This window comes from Vibrio sp. Vb1755 (genome assembly GCF_033338635.1).
Classification (GTDB): domain Bacteria; phylum Pseudomonadota; class Gammaproteobacteria; order Enterobacterales; family Vibrionaceae; genus Vibrio; species Vibrio alginolyticus.
Genome location: NZ_JAWOTA010000017.1, coordinates 66,210 through 82,863, shown reverse-complemented (window position 1 = coordinate 82,863; position 16,654 = coordinate 66,210). Strand labels below are relative to the sequence as shown.

The 16,654-nt window shown below is 46.2% G+C and carries 16 protein-coding genes; 10 read left to right on the top strand and 6 right to left on the bottom strand.

The features are described 5' to 3' along the window. The first annotated feature begins 23 nt into the window (after positions 1-23). On the top strand, positions 24-1,277 hold the full coding sequence (locus R7E00_RS15475) for a valine--pyruvate transaminase (protein WP_025768941.1): 1,254 nt from the start codon (positions 24-26) through the stop codon (positions 1,275-1,277). A gap of 127 nt (positions 1,278-1,404) precedes the next feature. Here the strand turns inward: R7E00_RS15475 and R7E00_RS15470 are convergent, their stop codons facing one another. The 6 genes from R7E00_RS15470 to dnaA form a co-directional block, all read right to left on the bottom strand. After that, on the bottom strand, positions 1,405-1,842 hold the full coding sequence (locus R7E00_RS15470) for an Hsp20 family protein (RefSeq protein ID WP_005378857.1): 438 nt from the start codon (positions 1,840-1,842) through the stop codon (positions 1,405-1,407). A 533-nt stretch (positions 1,843-2,375) separates the two neighbouring features. Continuing rightward, positions 2,376-2,792, bottom strand: coding sequence for a GreA/GreB family elongation factor (locus tag R7E00_RS15465; protein WP_025768940.1), 417 nt, complete (start codon positions 2,790-2,792; stop codon positions 2,376-2,378). A gap of 343 nt (positions 2,793-3,135) precedes the next feature. Continuing rightward, positions 3,136-5,553: a DNA topoisomerase (ATP-hydrolyzing) subunit B gene (gene gyrB, locus R7E00_RS15460; protein ID WP_005378841.1), complete on the bottom strand. Its 2,418-nt coding sequence runs from the start codon at positions 5,551-5,553 to the stop codon at positions 3,136-3,138. A gap of 13 nt (positions 5,554-5,566) precedes the next feature. Then, entirely contained in the window at positions 5,567-6,646 is a 1,080-nt protein-coding gene (gene recF, locus R7E00_RS15455) for a DNA replication/repair protein RecF (protein ID WP_005378839.1), read from the bottom strand. Positions 6,647-6,655: 9 nt separating this feature from the next. Continuing rightward, the gene (dnaN, locus tag R7E00_RS15450; RefSeq protein WP_005394106.1) at positions 6,656-7,756 is read right to left on the bottom strand and encodes a DNA polymerase III subunit beta; all 1,101 of its coding nucleotides are present in this window, start codon (positions 7,754-7,756) and stop codon (positions 6,656-6,658) included. 63 nt (positions 7,757-7,819) lie between these two features. Next, entirely contained in the window at positions 7,820-9,226 is a 1,407-nt protein-coding gene (gene dnaA, locus R7E00_RS15445; protein WP_005378835.1) for a chromosomal replication initiator protein DnaA, read from the bottom strand. 412 nt (positions 9,227-9,638) lie between these two features. Here dnaA and R7E00_RS15440 point away from each other — a divergent pair, with 412 nt between their 5' ends. The 9 genes from R7E00_RS15440 (at position 9,639) to mioC (ending at position 16,528) form a co-directional block, all read left to right on the top strand. Further along, positions 9,639-10,385, top strand: coding sequence for an amino acid ABC transporter substrate-binding protein (locus R7E00_RS15440; protein ID WP_005378831.1), 747 nt, complete (start codon positions 9,639-9,641; stop codon positions 10,383-10,385). Positions 10,386-10,499: 114 nt separating this feature from the next. Further along, positions 10,500-11,171, top strand: coding sequence for an amino acid ABC transporter permease (locus R7E00_RS15435; protein ID WP_005378829.1), 672 nt, complete (start codon positions 10,500-10,502; stop codon positions 11,169-11,171). Then, a complete protein-coding gene (locus R7E00_RS15430; RefSeq protein ID WP_053350668.1) occupies positions 11,168-11,905 on the top strand; it encodes an amino acid ABC transporter ATP-binding protein in 738 nt (245 codons plus the stop codon). The genes R7E00_RS15435 and R7E00_RS15430 overlap by 4 nt, the downstream gene beginning before the upstream one ends. Positions 11,906-12,147: 242 nt before the next feature. Continuing rightward, positions 12,148-12,282: a 50S ribosomal protein L34 gene (gene rpmH / locus R7E00_RS15425; RefSeq protein ID WP_005378825.1), complete on the top strand. Its 135-nt coding sequence runs from the start codon at positions 12,148-12,150 to the stop codon at positions 12,280-12,282. A gap of 46 nt (positions 12,283-12,328) precedes the next feature. Then, entirely contained in the window at positions 12,329-12,652 is a 324-nt protein-coding gene (rnpA, locus tag R7E00_RS15420) for a ribonuclease P protein component (RefSeq protein WP_005394102.1), read from the top strand. Next, entirely contained in the window at positions 12,619-12,876 is a 258-nt protein-coding gene (yidD, locus tag R7E00_RS15415) for a membrane protein insertion efficiency factor YidD (RefSeq protein WP_005378822.1), read from the top strand. The genes rnpA and yidD overlap by 34 nt, the downstream gene beginning before the upstream one ends. A gap of 2 nt (positions 12,877-12,878) precedes the next feature. Continuing rightward, positions 12,879-14,501: a membrane protein insertase YidC gene (gene yidC / locus R7E00_RS15410; protein ID WP_053350669.1), complete on the top strand. Its 1,623-nt coding sequence runs from the start codon at positions 12,879-12,881 to the stop codon at positions 14,499-14,501. A 130-nt stretch (positions 14,502-14,631) separates the two neighbouring features. Beyond that, entirely contained in the window at positions 14,632-15,993 is a 1,362-nt protein-coding gene (gene mnmE, locus R7E00_RS15405) for a tRNA uridine-5-carboxymethylaminomethyl(34) synthesis GTPase MnmE (protein ID WP_005383836.1), read from the top strand. A 100-nt stretch (positions 15,994-16,093) separates the two neighbouring features. After that, positions 16,094-16,528, top strand: coding sequence for an FMN-binding protein MioC (gene mioC, locus R7E00_RS15400; protein ID WP_005378900.1), 435 nt, complete (start codon positions 16,094-16,096; stop codon positions 16,526-16,528). Positions 16,529-16,654 lie beyond the last annotated feature (126 nt).

Genomic DNA, 16,654 nt, shown 5'->3' with positions numbered 1-16,654 from the left:
CAATGAATTAGGTATAAGTCAGCATGCAGTTCTCAAAGTTTGGTGAAAAATTTAATCAGTATTCAGGTATTACGCAGTTAATGGACGATTTGAATGATGGTCTGCGCACACCAGGTGCCATCATGCTCGGTGGAGGTAATCCTGCCGCCATTCCTGCCATGCTCGATTACTTTCACCAAGCCAGTGAGGAAATGCTCGCCAGTGGGGAGCTCGTCGCCGCCCTCGCCAACTACGATGGCCCGCAGGGTAAAGACGCGTTCGTCAAAGCGCTAGCTCAGTTATTCCGTGAAACTTACGGCTGGGATATTTCCGAAAAAAACATCAGCCTAACTAACGGCAGCCAAAGTGGCTTTTTCTACTTGTTCAACTTGTTGGCAGGTAAACAGCCAGATGGTTCGCATAAGAAAGTGCTACTGCCTATCGCACCTGAGTACATCGGTTATGGTGATGCTGGCATTGATGAAGATATCTTTATCTCTTACCACCCAGAAATCGAGCTGTTAGATAACGGTCTGTTTAAATACCACGTCGATTTTGAGCAGCTAACCGTCGACGACTCTGTTGCGGCAATCTGTGCATCTCGTCCAACCAACCCAACGGGTAATGTACTGACAGACGAAGAAGTACGTAAGCTGGACAAGCTAGCACGTGAGAACAACATCCCGCTGATCATCGATAACGCCTACGGTCTACCTTTCCCGAACATCATCTTTGAAGATGTCGAACCGTTCTGGAATGAAAACACCATCCTATGCATGAGCCTATCTAAACTTGGCTTGCCGGGCGTGCGTTGTGGCATTGTGATTGCGAGTGAAGAAATCACGCAAGCATTAACCAATATGAACGGCATCATCAGCCTAGCGCCGGGCAGTGTTGGTCCAGCGCTGGCAAACCATATAATTGGCAAAGGCGATCTTCTTAAACTGAGTTCAGAGGTGATTAAGCCGTTCTACAAGCAAAAATCACAACGTGCGGTTGAACTGCTCCAACAAGCAATTACCGATGAGCGATTCCGCATCCACAAGCCGGAAGGCGCTATCTTCTTGTGGTTATGGTTTGATGAACTGCCAATCACAACAATGGAACTGTACCAACGCTTGAAAGCGCGTGGCGTATTGATTGTCCCTGGTGAATATTTCTTTATTGGTCAGCAAGACGAGTGGGATCACGCGCACCAATGCCTGCGTATGAACTACGTTCAAGATGATGAGATGATGCAAAAAGGCATTGCGATTATCGCTGAAGAAGTGGAAAAGGCTTACCGCGAAGGTAAATAGACGGATTGAACTCAGCCGTTCTTCTCTTTGAAATTACGGCTTTGAAATAGCGGTTTTGAAAGCACCCAAACTAAAAAGAGCGCCCATATGGCGCTCTTTCTCATTCTATAACCGGGTGGTTAACTGATTAGTTGTTCTCAATCAGGTTGTTGCCACCGATAGCAATCTTACGTGGTTGCATGGCTTCAGGGATTTCACGAACTAAATCGATATGAAGCAGACCGTTTTCCATTGATGCACCCACGACTTTTACGTAATCCGCTAGCTGGAATTTACGTTCAAAATCACGTTCTGCAATACCTTGGTAAACGTAGTTTTTGCCTTCTTCTGCTTTACGTTCGCCCTTCACAATCAACATGTTTTCGTTTTGAGTCAGATCGAGCTGTTCTTCAGCAAAGCCAGCAACGGCCATAGTAATACGGTAGTTGTGCTCGTCTTTTTGCTCAATGTTGTATGGAGGGTAACCGCCAGAAGTATTTTTCGCTGTATTCGCTTCCATCAGGTTTAGCAGACGATCAAAGCCAATTGCATTACGGTATAGTGGTGAGAAATCTACATTACGCATAAATCTATCCTCTTAATTAAGCAATAGTCTTAGTTCAGATGAGTTCCATCCTACTGGCGTGTTTATGCAAAAACCAACGCCGAACTAAGAGATTCTTATCATTCCACTGGCCTTGGTTTGGCTCGGAGACATGATATTGAATCTAAAGGTTTAAGTTGTGTGCTAAAACGCCATATCCTCTTCTGAGCGATCTCGTTTTAGCGATTTCAGAGGGCTGGTCTTCTAGTCTCTAGCAAGCCAGTCACCCTCTTCACAACTAGATATAAGGTCGTCAAAAATGACTTTCAAGGGAAAAAATAAAAAATTTTTAAAGCATCCACTATCCCCTTGAACAGCTTAGTTCCTCATCACTTCGCGATCAGTGATAAAAAGCCCGCCGTTCTGGAGGGCTCAATCTACACTTTACTTGCGGGAGGATTTACGCGCTTTTACAACGCCCTTTTCTGCCGCCTTTTCCTGCTTTAGTTTGCGCTTTTCTTTTAGACTCAACTGCGGTTGTTTCTTTTCTTTCTTACTCATGACTTCACCTCTATTTATTGGCACAACAGACAACCACACAGCATTTTCTGAGCTGGTGGCTGCGATTGATGAACAATTTCAGTAATCACAAAGCAGCGTCGCTGATTAAAAATTTCCACTTCGAGCGCATCATTTTTAGCTCGACCTAACAGTCGAGACCCCAAATAAGAATCGACCGCGAGCATACCTGTCATGGGTTGCCCCTTGCGCGAGCTGACCAATGTCATGCGATATTGATAGGCGCGTTCAACATCCACTAAGCGAACCGTGTCCCCAACCGCAATACGAGCTCGGTTACGGCAATGGGCTTGTTGCTCGCAGGTTTCAAATAGCGATAACAACCTTAGTGGTGATTGATAGGTTAAAAAGCGACTGGTTAACCACCAAGTTCGCAGCGCCAAGCAGTACGCTGAGAACCAGCGTTCAAACATGATTATTTCCTTCTTAATGCCTTGTCTTACAAATAAATTCAGTGCATTGAACCGGAAGTGCATCACTTCCGGCTTAGTTCAGGAAAGTCATCACCATTTTCTTAGTCTCCTTAATCATCAGCTCTTCAGCACTATAGCGAGCAGAAAAAAGAAAGCAAAAGCGCTCAAGCGAACAAAATGGCGAGAAAAAAAGAAAACAGATATAAAATGGCAGGCTTGATCGGGTTGTTGGCATTTAGTACCAGAAAAACATCCGCTTTAGCAAAAAGTGGCGATTTTAGCTGGTGGTACAACAAAAAAAGCAGCGATTTCTCGCTGCTTTTTACTATCACGAAAAGTGTCGTTATACGTCTAGGTTCGCTACTTTCAGTGCGTTCTCTTCGATGAAGTTACGACGAGGCTCTACTTGGTCACCCATTAGCGTAGTGAACAGTTGATCTGCGCCTACCGCATCTTCAATCGTTACCTGCATCATACGACGAGTTTCTGGGTCCATGGTGGTTTCCCAAAGTTGGTCTGGGTTCATCTCACCTAGACCTTTGTAGCGCTGACGGCTTAAGCCACGCATTGACTCTTTCACTAACCAGTCAAGCGCTTCTGCAAAGTTTGCCACTGGCATGGTACGCTCACCACGTTTGATGTACGCGCCTTCTTCCAGAAGTCCATCAAGTGCTTCTGATAGATCAGCCAACTTGCCGTACTCTTTCGAGTTTAGGAAGTCGATGCTAATTGCATGTTCGTGCGTCACACCGTGAGTACGAACCACAATCTTAGGCAAGTTTAAGCCTAGCTCTTCGTGCTGCTCAACTTCGTAGCTGTACTGACTTGCACCCACTTCTTTCGCATTCAGCTGCTCAATAAGCTGCTTCGTCCACGCTTCCACAACTGATGCGTCATGGCATTGCTCTGGCGTTAGACGAGGAGTGTAAATCAACTCGTTTACCAAAGCACTTGGGTAGCGACGGCTCATACGTTCCGCCAGTTTAATACCCGCATTGTACTGTTGAACAAGCTTCTCTAGTGCTTCACCAGCCAGTGCAGGTGCTTCTGCGTTTACGTGTAGCGATGCATTATCCAGAGCTAATGATACTTGGTATTGGTTCATCGCTTCTTCATCTTTGATGTACTGCTCTTGTTTGCCTTTTTTCACTTTGTATAGTGGTGGCTGAGCGATGTAGACATAGCCACGCTCGATAAGCTCTGGCATTTGACGGTAGAAGAAGGTCAACAGTAGCGTACGGATGTGCGAACCATCGACATCGGCATCGGTCATGATGATGATGTTGTGGTAACGAAGCTTGTCCGGGTTGTACTCGTCACGACCGATACCACAACCTAGTGCGGTGATCAGTGTTGCTACTTCTTGAGAAGATAGCATCTTGTCGAAACGTGCTTTCTCTACGTTAAGAATCTTACCTTTTAGCGGTAGGATTGCTTGGTTCTTACGGTTACGGCCTTGTTTTGCGGAGCCGCCTGCCGAATCACCCTCCACTATGTATAGTTCAGAGAGTGCCGGATCTTTTTCCTGACAGTCTGCAAGTTTACCTGGAAGACCAGCTAGGTCTAGTGCACCTTTACGGCGCGTCATTTCACGAGCTTTACGCGCAGCTTCACGTGCACGTGCTGCATCGATGATTTTCGAACAAACCATCTTCGCTTCTGTCGGGTTCTCAATCAGGAACTCAGACAGTTTTTCACCCATTGCAGACTCAACAGCTGATTTCACTTCAGAAGAAACTAGTTTGTCTTTTGTTTGGCTTGAGAACTTAGGATCAGGCACTTTCACCGAAACAACCGCAGTTAGACCTTCACGCGCATCGTCGCCTGAAGTCGCTGTTTTCGCTTTCTTCGAGAAACCTTCTTTATCCATAAAGCTGTTCAATGTACGTGTTAGCGCAGCACGGAAACCAGCAAGGTGAGTACCACCATCACGCTGTGGGATATTGTTGGTAAAGCAGAAGATGTTCTCTTGGAAACCATCGTTCCATTGCATCGCCACTTCAACTGAAATGCCGTCTTCACGCTCAGAGTTAAAGTGGAAGATTTTTTCGATGATTGGCGTTTTGTTGGTGTTTAGGTGATCAACGAACGCTTGAATACCACCTTCATACATGAAGTGATCATGTTTGTCCGCTTCACGTTCATCAACCAATTTGATCGACACACCAGAGTTCAGGAATGACAGTTCACGCAGGCGTTTCGCCAGAATGTCATAGTGGAACTCAGTGTTAGAGAACGTTTCGGCACTTGGCCAGAAACGAATTTGTGTACCGGTTTTATCCGTATCACCCACAACGGCTAGTGGCGCTTGAGGCTCACCATGGCGGTAGGTTTGCGTATGGATATGGCCACCACGATGAATCGTTAGCTCAACTTTCTCTGATAGTGCGTTTACTACTGAAACACCTACCCCGTGAAGACCACCCGATACTTTGTATGAGTTATCGTCGAACTTACCACCCGCGTGAAGAACCGTCATGATTACTTCTGCTGCAGAGACATTTTCCTCTGAGTGGATTTCTGTTGGAATGCCACGACCATCATCGCTAACGGAAACCGAGTTATCCTCATGAATTGTCACAACGATGTCTTTACAGTGACCTGCCAACGCTTCATCAATTGAGTTATCCACCACCTCGAAAACCATGTGGTGAAGGCCGGTGCCGTCGTCCGTATCGCCGATGTACATTCCTGGACGCTTACGTACCGCATCCAGACCCTTCAGTACCTTAATACTCGATGAATCGTAATTTTCAGACATGAGTTTCTCTCTTCTAGTTTGACTCTATCCTGCCATGTTCCACATGAAACAATTTACCGTTATCGTCCAACATATCGGCGATTTGGCTTTCAGTGATAGAGCTTACAAATACTTGTGCGCCCGTCTCTTTTAAGCAGTCAGCAAGACGCTTGCGACGTTGGCTATCTAATTCCGACGCGAAGTCATCAATTAGGTAAATGCATTGTTTACCGGCCATCTCTGTCAGGTGTTGCCCTTGCGCTACACGCAATGCACACACCATGAGTTTTAATTGACCGCGTGACAGAACATCTTCAACGGGCGTTCCGTTCACTTTAATGCGCAAATCAGCTTTGTTTGGGCCACTAAAGGTGTATCCCAATGCCTGATCACGCTCAAAATTCTTTTCTAGTATCTCGTGGTATGGAGTGTCTTTATCCCAGCCACGATAATACTTCAATTGGATCTCAAATTCTGGCAAAAATGTCTGACAGATAGTTTCTGCGACGGTTTTCATCTGCTCGATGTAACTTGCTCGCCATTGGCTGATGTTTTCAGCCAACCCTGCCATTTCCTGATCCCAATAACTGAGCTCACGATAACTATTGGCGGTTTTCAACAACGCGTTGCGCTGCTTGTTCAGGCGCTTGAACCTTCCCCATGCTTGATAAAAAGCGGGCTCGGTATGAAACACGCCCCAATCAATAAACGCACGACGATGTTTAGGGCCATCTGTCAGTAAATCAAACCCTTCTGGGTGTATCAACTGCAGAGGCAGAACTTGTGCCAACTGCGCTAATTTTTGTCCAGATTGACCGCCTATTTTAACCTCTGTTGAGCCATCACGCTGCTTATTAATGCCGATAGGTAGCTCAAATTGATCCGAGTTCAAAAAACGACCATGAACAAACAGTTCGTCACACTCATTTTGTATCACTCGTCCGGTGAGAGAGCTCTTGAATGAGCGGCCATGCCCGAGCAGATAAACCGCTTCTAAGACACTGGTTTTACCGCTGCCGTTCGGCCCGATAAGAAAGTTAAAGCCTGCTGATAACTCAATATCACAGGCTTTAATGTTTCGAAACTGCTGAATGATGAGACGAGAAAGAGGCATTCAGTTGGCTTATAGACGAATTGGCATCACCACGTACATGGCACTGTCATCGTCGGCATTTTCAATCAACGCGCTAGCGTTAGCATCCGACATCGACACACGTACATTTTCACAACGCAACGTGTTCAGAACATCAAGCACATAGCTTACGTTAAAGCCGATTTCGATGGCGTCACCTTCAAAGGTTACATCAAGCATCTCTTCCGCTTCTTCTTGTTCTGGGTTATTCGCGGTTATGCGCATTTCAGTATCAGCCAGATTCACTCGCACGCCACGGAATTTTTCGTTGGAAAGAATCGCAGCACGAGAGAAGGCTTGGCGCAACTCGTCACAACTTGCTATTAGTGTCTTATTGGTGCTCTGAGGCAATACACGGCGGTAGTCAGGGAAACGACCATCAACCAACTTAGAGGTAAAAGTAAAGTTATTCACCTCAGCACGAACATTGGAGCTACCGATCTGAAGTACTACGGGCTGCTCTGGCGCATCCATCAACTTTACTAATTCTTGCACACCTTTGCGTGGCACGATGATTTGCTTCTGCGCAAAGTCCGCACCTAGCTGAGTTTGCGATACCGCCATACGGTGGCCGTCCGTCGCCACGCTGCGTAGCGTGGTGCCGTCAATTTCAAACAACATGCCGTTGAGGTAGTAACGAACGTCTTGATTCGCCATCGAGAACTGAGTTTTGTCGATCAGCGTACGTAGATCGGCTTGGCTCAGTGATACTTCCACTTCGCTTTGCCAGTCTTCAATATTAGGGAAATCGTTCGCAGGAAGCGTTGCCAACGAGAAACGGCTGCGACCAGAGCGAACTTGTACGCGATCACCTTCTAATACAAATGTGATGATCGCATCGTCCGGTAAACCACGGCAGATATCGAGAAACTTACGCGAAGGAACGGTAATGCTGCCCGCTTCAAAATCACCTTCTAGCGTCACTTTGCTTACTAACTCTACTTCAAGATCGGTTGCCGTCATCGACAATACGTTCTCTTCTACTTTAAGAAGTAGGTTACCCAGGATTGGCAGAGTTGGTCGGCCACCTAAAGCGCCCGAAACCTGCTGTAGCGGTTTGATTAAATGACTACGTTCAATGGTAAATTTCATGCTTGGCTCTTTACGCTGTCAGCTCAATAAATGATTTGCTTAGAATACCGTTATTCTAACCGATTACGAAGACAGGGTGCGAATCAAGTTAGAGTAATCTTCTTTAATGTCGTGGCTCTCTTCACGCAGCTGCTCAATCTTGCGACAAGCATGAAGTACGGTCGTATGATCGCGGCCCCCAAACGCATCGCCAATTTCAGGCAAGCTATGGTTGGTTAGTTCTTTTGCTAACGCCATAGCCAGCTGACGAGGACGCGCTACAGAACGAGAACGACGCTTAGACAGCAAGTCCGCTACTTTAATCTTGTAGTATTCCGCCACGGTCTTTTGAATGTTATCGATCGTCACCAGCTTCTCTTGTAGAGCAAGCAGATCGCGCAGCGCTTCACGCACAAAATCAATCGTGATTGGACGACCAGTAAAGTTCGCGTTCGCGATAACACGGTTCAATGCACCTTCGAGCTCACGAACGTTCGAACGCAGACGCTTGGCAATAAAGAATGCCACTTCATCAGCAAGGTGGATTTGGTGATCTTCGGCTTTTTTCATCAAGATCGCCACACGCGTTTCAAGCTCAGGCGGCTCGATCGCAACAGTAAGACCCCAACCAAAGCGAGATTTAAGACGATCTTCAACGCCATTAATTTCTTTAGGATAACGGTCAGACGTTAGAATGATCTGCTGATTACCTTCCAATAGTGCGTTGAAGGTATGGAAGAATTCTTCTTGTGAACGTTCTTTATTAGCAAAGAATTGGATGTCATCGATAAGGAGTGCATCCACACTGCGGTAGTAGCGTTTGAATTCTTCAATCGCATTGTTTTGAAGCGCTTTCACCATGTCTTGCACAAAACGTTCTGAGTGCATGTAGACCACTTTTGCGTTCGGGTTGTTATCCACAATCGCGTTACCCACCGCATGCAATAAGTGGGTTTTACCCAAACCCGTGCCGCCGTATAGGAATAGTGGGTTGTAAGCTGCACCTGGGTTATCCGATACCTGACGCGCCGCAGCCAAACCCAGTTGGTTCGACTTACCTTCAACAAAGTTGTCGAACTTGTGTTTTGGGTTCATGTTTGAGCGGTGATTGATAGCCGCAATCGCTTGAGCGTCGTCATCCCAGGTTTTGTGTACTGGCTTACGCGCCTGTAATTGCGCAGGTGCAGATGACTCGGCAGCCACATCTGCAGGCGTACGTGTCGGCGCTGGTTTTGGAGCAGAGACAGGTCGGCTCCCCACTTCAAAACGTAAGTTAGGAATATCGCCACCGCAGTATTCCTGCAGTAAGCGAGTAATATTGTTCAGATACTTATCACGCACCCAGTCCAACACAAAGCGGTTTGGCGCGAATAGAGTGAGAGTATTGTCATTGAGCTCCGCTTGTAGCGGACGAACCCACATGCTGAATTCTGTAGCTGGTAGCTCTTCTTGAAGCTGCTGCAAACATTGCAGCCAAAGCGAAGATGACACGGTGCCCCCACTGAGTAATTGAATTATCGGAAAAGACTGGCAATTTTACCTGTTGATAACCAAGATCGCCAGCGATTGATCGACGATCCAGTGAATAAGATCCAAGTTATTCACAATTATTTCTGCAAACTTGATGAGATCAACACACCTTGCCCCAAATTTGCCCACACAACGATCCACAATTGGGCAAAATTCACAAGATCGAGCGATTGGTGATAAGTCTGTGTATTATTTTATTCCCAATGCTGATTTTGTCGATCATTTCGCTAGGTTCAGTTCGCATTTTCGTCACATTTAACATTCTTCTTCTATTATCTAATAACTCACAGGTCTAGGTTATTGCTCTTGGTTATTTATTTAATTGAGCTAACTAACAGTAGTATTTCCAACCATAAAATTATGGAGATGTATTATGAAAAACTGGATTAAGGTTGCCGTTGCAGCCATTGCACTGTCGGCAGCAACCGTACAAGCCGCTACTGAAGTCAAAGTTGGTATGTCAGGTCGCTACTTCCCGTTTACTTTTGTAAAGCAAGACAAGCTACAAGGCTTTGAAGTCGACATGTGGGATGAAATCGGTAAACGTAACGATTACAAAATCGAATACGTAACAGCCAACTTCTCTGGTTTATTTGGTCTTTTAGAAACTGGTCGTATCGATACGATCTCCAACCAAATCACCATGACTGATGAGCGTAAAGCTAAATACCTATTTGCTGACCCTTACGTTGTAGATGGCGCACAAATTACCGTGCGTAAAGGCAACGACAGCATCAAAGGTGTTGACGATCTTGCGGGCAAAACCGTTGCGGTCAACCTAGGCTCTAACTTTGAGCAACTACTGCGTCAATACGACAAAGACGGCAAGATCAACATTAAAACGTACGACACAGGTATCGAACATGACGTGGCGCTCGGTCGTGCAGACGCGTTTGTAATGGATCGTCTTTCTGCGTTAGAGCTGATTAAGAAAACTGGCCTTCCTCTGGAATTGGCAGGCGAACCGTTTGAGACCATTCAAAACGCATGGCCTTTCGTTGACAACGAGAAAGGTCGTAAGCTGCAAGAAGAAGTAAACAAAGCACTGGCTGAGATGCGCGCAGATGGTACAGTAGAGAAAATTTCCGTGAAGTGGTTTGGCGCTGACATCACGAAATAAGAACTCTTTGTACTTTAGGCCGCAAAGTGGTATCACTCTCGGACTAAAATAAACTTACGTAAAGGTGGAACTTGTTTTCCACCTTTTCTTTTCTCTAGCCTTTAGGTAAGCCGTATGGGATTTGACTTTAATTACATGTTGGAACTGCTGCCGATATTGCTGAAATATCTTGGCACAACCATGGAAATGGCGACATGGGGATTGGTGTTTTCGCTGATTTTATCCGTCATTTTAGCCAATATTCGCGTATTTAAACTGCCAGTTCTGGATCAATTAAGCCAACTGTACATCAGCTTCTTCCGTGGCACCCCACTGTTGGTTCAGCTTTTCCTGCTTTATTACGGCTTACCGCAAATTTTTCCATTGATGGTCGGTATCGACGCCTTTTCAGCAGCGGTTATCGGTTTAACGCTGCACTTTGCCGCTTATATGGCGGAAAGTATTCGTGCCGCCATTATTGGCATTGATCGCAGCCAAATGGAAGCGAGCTTATCGGTCGGTATGACGACATCCCAAGCAATGCGCCGAGTGATTTTACCTCAAGCAACGCGTGTCGCACTGCCTTCATTGATGAACTATTTCATCGATATGATCAAGTCAACGTCTCTCGCTTTCACGCTTGGTGTGGCCGAAATCATGGCGAAAGCACAGATGGAAGCCTCATCAAGTTTCCGTTTCTTTGAAGCTTTCCTTGCGGTTGCTCTTATTTACTGGGGCGTGGTGGTAATTCTGACTCGCGTACAAATCTGGGCAGAAGCAAAACTGAATAAGGCGTACGTACGATGATTAAGTTAGAAAATATTCACAAACGTTTTGGTGAGACTGAAGTGCTGAAAGGCATCGACCTCGATATTAAGCAAGGTGAGATCATCGTGATTATCGGCTCAAGTGGTACGGGTAAATCAACCTTGCTGCGTACGGTGAACTTTCTAGAACAAGCAGATGAAGGTCGTATCACGATAGATGACATCTCCGTTGATACTCAAAAACACACTAAAGCCGAAGTATTAGCGCTGCGTCGTCGAACTGGCTTTGTGTTCCAAAACTATGCCCTGTTTGCCCACATGAATGCGCGCCAGAACATTGCCGAAGGTCTAGTGACCGTTCGAGGTTGGAAAAAAGCCGATGCTCTCAAACGAGCGCAACAAATTCTGGATGACATCGGCCTTGGGGATAAAGGTGAGAGTTATCCAGCGGCATTGTCTGGCGGCCAACAACAACGTGTGGGTATCGGCCGAGCGATGGCGCTGCAACCAGAACTGCTGTTGTTTGACGAACCAACTTCTGCGCTGGATCCTGAATGGGTTGGTGAAGTTCTCTCATTAATGAAGAAGTTAGCTAATCAGCATCAAACCATGCTGGTGGTGACGCACGAGATGCAATTCGCGAAAGAAGTCGCTGATAGAGTGATCTTCATGGCGGAAGGCAATATCGTTGAGCAAGGTTCTCCACAGGATATCTTCGATAATCCACAAGATCCTCGTTTGAAAAAATTCCTTAACCAAGTAGGAATAGAGTAACGATCAAGCATCAGGAACGATTGATCCTTGAGATTTTACTCACACTACGTATAATCGCCCGGCCGGAATTTCGTACTCATTGAGTCATTGACACATTATGTGAGTGTGATTACAATTCCGCCTCTTTGTTGAGAGGCGTCGGTTGTCCTTCTCTATATAAAGAGCTTCTTTATATAAGAAAGCAAATACCCACGCTGGGTTTAACAAGAACCTAAAACTACTGATCAGTAAAGGTAATTATCATGAAACGCACTTTTCAACCTACAGTTCTAAAGCGCAAGCGTACTCACGGCTTCCGTGCTCGCATGGCAACTAAGAACGGTCGTAAAGTTATCAACGCACGTCGTGCAAAAGGCCGTGCGCGCCTATCAAAATAATCGCTAGTTTATTTTGAACACGTACGCGTTTAATCGGGAGTTACGTTTGTTAACTCCCGAGCATTATCAAAACGTCTTCCAGCAAGCTCATCGAGCTGGCTCGCCTCATTTCACCATCATTGCTCGCAATAACAAACTTTCTCACCCACGATTAGGTTTAGCGGTTCCCAAAAAGCAAATCAAAACGGCTGTCGGTCGTAACCGATTTAAGCGTTTGGCTCGTGAAAGCTTTCGTAACAATCAACATCAGCTTCCAAACAAAGATTTTGTTGTGATTGCGAAGAAAAGCGCGCAAGATTTAAGCAATGAGGAAATTTTTAAGTTGTTTGATAAGCTATGGCAACGCCTGTCTCGCCCTTCACGTGGATAGCCATTGGGCTCGTTTATCTGTATCGCTGGTTTATCAGCCCTTTGATTGGTCCTCGTTGCCGGTTCACACCAACCTGTTCCACTTACGCGCTAGAAGCTTTGAGAGCTCACGGTTTTGTAAAAGGATGTTGGTTATCAGGCAAACGTCTATTAAAATGCCACCCTTTGAATGAAGGGGGGTATGACCCCGTTCCACCAGTCCAAAAACAAGACAGAGATAACTAACGATGGATTCTCAACGTAATATCCTGCTCATCGGTTTGGCCCTGGTTTCTTTTTTGCTGTTTCAACAATGGCAAGTTGCAAAGAATCCAGAACCTCAAGCAGTTGAACAGGCTCAATCAAGCAGCACTCTACCTGCACCATCTTTTGCTGATGAACTTGACCCAGTTCCTGCTCAACAGCAAGCTTCTGCAAAAACTATCACAGTAACGACTGATGTTTTAACTCTGTCGATCGACACCGTTGGTGGCGATGTGGTACATGCCAACCTTAACGAATACTCTGCTGAGTTAGATTCATCAGATTCCTTTGTTCTGCTTAAAGACGCTCAAGGTCACCAATTTATCGCTCAAAGCGGTCTAGTGGGCCCTCAAGGTATCGACTTGAGCAGCACAAATCGCCCTCACTACAACGTAAGTGCAGACAGCTTCACAATGGCTGACGGTCAAGATGAACTTCGCGTTCCGATGACATTCACTGCAAACGGCATCGAATACACCAAAACTTACATCTTTAAACGCGGCAGCTACGCGCTTAATGTTGAATACGATGTAGTGAACAACTCAGGCAACAACGCAACATTTGGTATGTACGCTCATCTACGTCAAAACCTAATGGACGATGGTGGTAGCATCACAATGCCTACTTACCGTGGTGGCGCATACTCAACAGAAGATACGCGTTACAAGAAGTACAGCTTTGATGATATGCAGGATCGCAACCTGTCTCTTAACCTAGCCGATGGCCAAGGTTGGGCAGCAATGATTCAGCACTACTTTGCCGCAGCTTGGATCCCACGTAACGAACCAGGTACTAACCTATACACTCGTGTAATTGGCAACCTAGGCGACATCGGCGTTCGTATGCCGAACAAAACTATCGCAACAGGCGATCAGGCTAAGTTTGAAGCAACACTTTGGGTTGGTCCAAAACTGCAAGATGAAATGGCAGAAGTGGCACCTAACCTAGACCTAGTAGTGGACTACGGCTGGTTATGGTTCATTGCGAAGCCTCTTCATATGTTGCTTTCATTCATCCAGAGCTTTGTTGGTAACTGGGGTGTGGCAATCATCTGTCTGACCTTCATCGTTCGTGGTGCAATGTACCCACTAACAAAAGCGCAATACACGTCTATGGCGAAAATGCGTATGCTTCAGCCTAAGCTGCAAGCAATGCGTGAGCGTATCGGTGATGACCGTCAGCGCATGAGCCAAGAAATGATGGAACTGTACAAGAAAGAGAAAGTGAACCCACTAGGTGGTTGTCTACCTCTTATACTACAGATGCCTATTTTCATCGCGCTTTACTGGGCACTAATGGAATCGGTTGAGCTACGTCACTCTCCATTCTTCGGTTGGATTCATGACCTTTCAGCGCAGGACCCTTACTACATCCTGCCTCTACTGATGGGTGCGTCAATGTTCCTAATCCAGAAGATGAGCCCGACAACAGTAACGGATCCAATGCAGCAGAAGATCATGACCTTTATGCCGGTTATGTTTACCTTCTTCTTCTTGTTCTTCCCATCAGGTCTCGTTCTGTACTGGTTGGTGTCGAACATCGTAACGCTTATCCAGCAAACTCTGATCTACAAAGGATTAGAGAAAAAAGGCTTACACAGCAAGTAACCTTTTAGGAAATGATTGAGAAAGGCGGCCAAAAGGTCGCCTTTTTGTTTTTGGCTGATTACAATTCAGCTAATTAATTGTGATGGCTCCCTAGGTATCTTCCCTATAGCCCAGCTCAAAAGGCAAAATTATGACTACAGATACGATTGTCGCTCAAGCGACCGCGCCTGGTCGTGGCGGTGTCGGTATTATTCGAGTTTCTGGCCCTAAAGCCAACCAAGTGGCGTTAGAAGTCACTGGCAAAACACTAAAGCCCCGCTACGCAGAGTACCTGCCGTTTAAGTCAGAAGATGGCACTGTGCTTGATCAGGGCATCGCACTGTACTTCCCTAACCCACACTCATTTACCGGTGAAGACGTACTTGAGCTGCAAGGCCATGGCGGCCCTGTCGTGATGGATATGCTGATAAAACGCATTCTAGGTATAGATGGTATTCGAGCTGCTCGCCCTGGTGAGTTCTCTGAACGCGCATTTCTGAACGATAAGCTCGACCTAGCTCAAGCCGAAGCGATTGCAGACCTCATTGATGCCAGCTCTGAAGAAGCAGCAAAATCGGCGCTGCAATCCTTACAGGGCGCATTTTCAGGCCGTATTAATACCTTAGTTGAGTCGCTGATTCATTTGCGTATCTATGTTGAAGCAGCCATCGACTTCCCTGAAGAAGAGATCGACTTTTTGGCCGACGGTAAAGTGGCTGGTGACCTACAAGCCATCATCGACAACCTAGATGCGGTGCGCAAAGAAGCTAACCAAGGCGCTATTATGCGTGAAGGGATGAAAGTCGTGATTGCGGGTCGCCCAAATGCGGGCAAATCAAGCCTACTGAACGCGCTATCGGGTAAAGAATCTGCAATCGTAACCGACATCGCAGGAACCACGCGTGATGTACTGCGTGAGCATATCCATATTGATGGCATGCCACTACACATCATTGATACAGCAGGTTTGCGTGATGCTTCCGATGAAGTAGAGAAAATCGGTATCGAACGCGCGTGGGATGAAATAGCCCAAGCAGACCGCGTGTTGTTCATGGTGGATGGCACGACAACCGATGCCACCGATCCGAAAGATATCTGGCCAGATTTTGTGGATCGCCTACCAGACAACATTGGCATAACTGTGATCCGTAATAAAGCGGATCAAACGGGTGAAGATATGGGGATCTGCCACGTCAATAACCCTACTCTTATCCGTTTGTCAGCGAAGACTGGTGCAGGGGTTGAAGCTCTGCGCGATCATCTCAAGGAGTGTATGGGCTTCTCTGGCAACAGTGAAGGTGGGTTTATGGCTCGTCGTCGTCATCTCGATGCATTAGAACGTGCCGCACAGCACCTTCAAATAGGCCAGGAGCAGCTTGAAGGCTATATGGCAGGTGAAATATTGGCTGAAGAGCTACGTATCACCCAACAACATCTCAATGAGATTACCGGTGAGTTCAGTTCTGACGACTTACTGGGACGAATCTTCTCTTCATTCTGTATCGGGAAGTAAATAATCGAACGCGCGGTGCTGAGCTTAACTCACACCGCGTTTCTTTTTGTACGGCAAGCCATCCATGAGCTTTAGCCGTCGCATTCAATAAGGAAGAAGTATGATCCACATTATTACAGGCAGCACGTTAGGTGGCGCAGAATACGTAGGGGATCACCTGAGTGATCTACTCAACGAGAATGGATTTGAAACAACGATCCACAACCAGCCTTCCCTCAGTGATATCGAAAATCAAGGTACGTGGTTGGTGATCACCTCTACACATGGAGCTGGTGAGTATCCTGATAATATCCAACCTTTTATCGCAGCATTACAAAATACACCGCCAAAAATGACTGATGTAAAATTTGCGGTGATTGCGATTGGTGACTCTAGCTACGATACGTTCTGTGCCGCTGGTCAACACGCTTATGATTTATTAGAGGATATTGGTGCAACCCCTCTCGCAGATTGCTTTAAAATCGATGTACTGAGCCATGATGTGCCAGAAGACGCCGCAGAAATGTGGTTAAAAGAGAATATCGAACGTTTTTAAACTCACGACTTTCCCTTCAACAGAGTCGAAATTCGGCTCTGTTTTCTCCCATGTGAATAACTCCCACCAAATTATTTTGTTTAACCGCTCAAAAACCAACCAAACAGACTGTGGATAACTACAATA

What these genes read in the sequence shown, in the direction of transcription:
- rpmH (WP_005378825.1), top strand. Translation starts at nt 12,148, where the DNA reads ATGAAACGCACTTTTCAACCTACAGTTCTAAAGCGCAAGCGTACTCAC.
- R7E00_RS15475 (WP_025768941.1), top strand. Translation starts at nt 24, where the DNA reads ATGCAGTTCTCAAAGTTTGGTGAAAAATTTAATCAGTATTCAGGTATT.
- mioC (WP_005378900.1), top strand. Translation starts at nt 16,094, where the DNA reads ATGATCCACATTATTACAGGCAGCACGTTAGGTGGCGCAGAATACGTA.
- gyrB (WP_005378841.1), bottom strand. Translation starts at nt 5,553, where the DNA reads ATGTCTGAAAATTACGATTCATCGAGTATTAAGGTACTGAAGGGTCTG.
- R7E00_RS15470 (WP_005378857.1), bottom strand. Translation starts at nt 1,842, where the DNA reads ATGCGTAATGTAGATTTCTCACCACTATACCGTAATGCAATTGGCTTT.
- mnmE (WP_005383836.1), top strand. Translation starts at nt 14,632, where the DNA reads ATGACTACAGATACGATTGTCGCTCAAGCGACCGCGCCTGGTCGTGGC.
- R7E00_RS15430 (WP_053350668.1), top strand. Translation starts at nt 11,168, where the DNA reads ATGATTAAGTTAGAAAATATTCACAAACGTTTTGGTGAGACTGAAGTG.
- R7E00_RS15435 (WP_005378829.1), top strand. Translation starts at nt 10,500, where the DNA reads ATGGGATTTGACTTTAATTACATGTTGGAACTGCTGCCGATATTGCTG.
- recF (WP_005378839.1), bottom strand. Translation starts at nt 6,646, where the DNA reads ATGCCTCTTTCTCGTCTCATCATTCAGCAGTTTCGAAACATTAAAGCC.
- dnaN (WP_005394106.1), bottom strand. Translation starts at nt 7,756, where the DNA reads ATGAAATTTACCATTGAACGTAGTCATTTAATCAAACCGCTACAGCAG.
- yidC (WP_053350669.1), top strand. Translation starts at nt 12,879, where the DNA reads ATGGATTCTCAACGTAATATCCTGCTCATCGGTTTGGCCCTGGTTTCT.
- R7E00_RS15465 (WP_025768940.1), bottom strand. Translation starts at nt 2,792, where the DNA reads ATGTTTGAACGCTGGTTCTCAGCGTACTGCTTGGCGCTGCGAACTTGG.
- R7E00_RS15440 (WP_005378831.1), top strand. Translation starts at nt 9,639, where the DNA reads ATGAAAAACTGGATTAAGGTTGCCGTTGCAGCCATTGCACTGTCGGCA.
- yidD (WP_005378822.1), top strand. Translation starts at nt 12,619, where the DNA reads ATGGCAACGCCTGTCTCGCCCTTCACGTGGATAGCCATTGGGCTCGTT.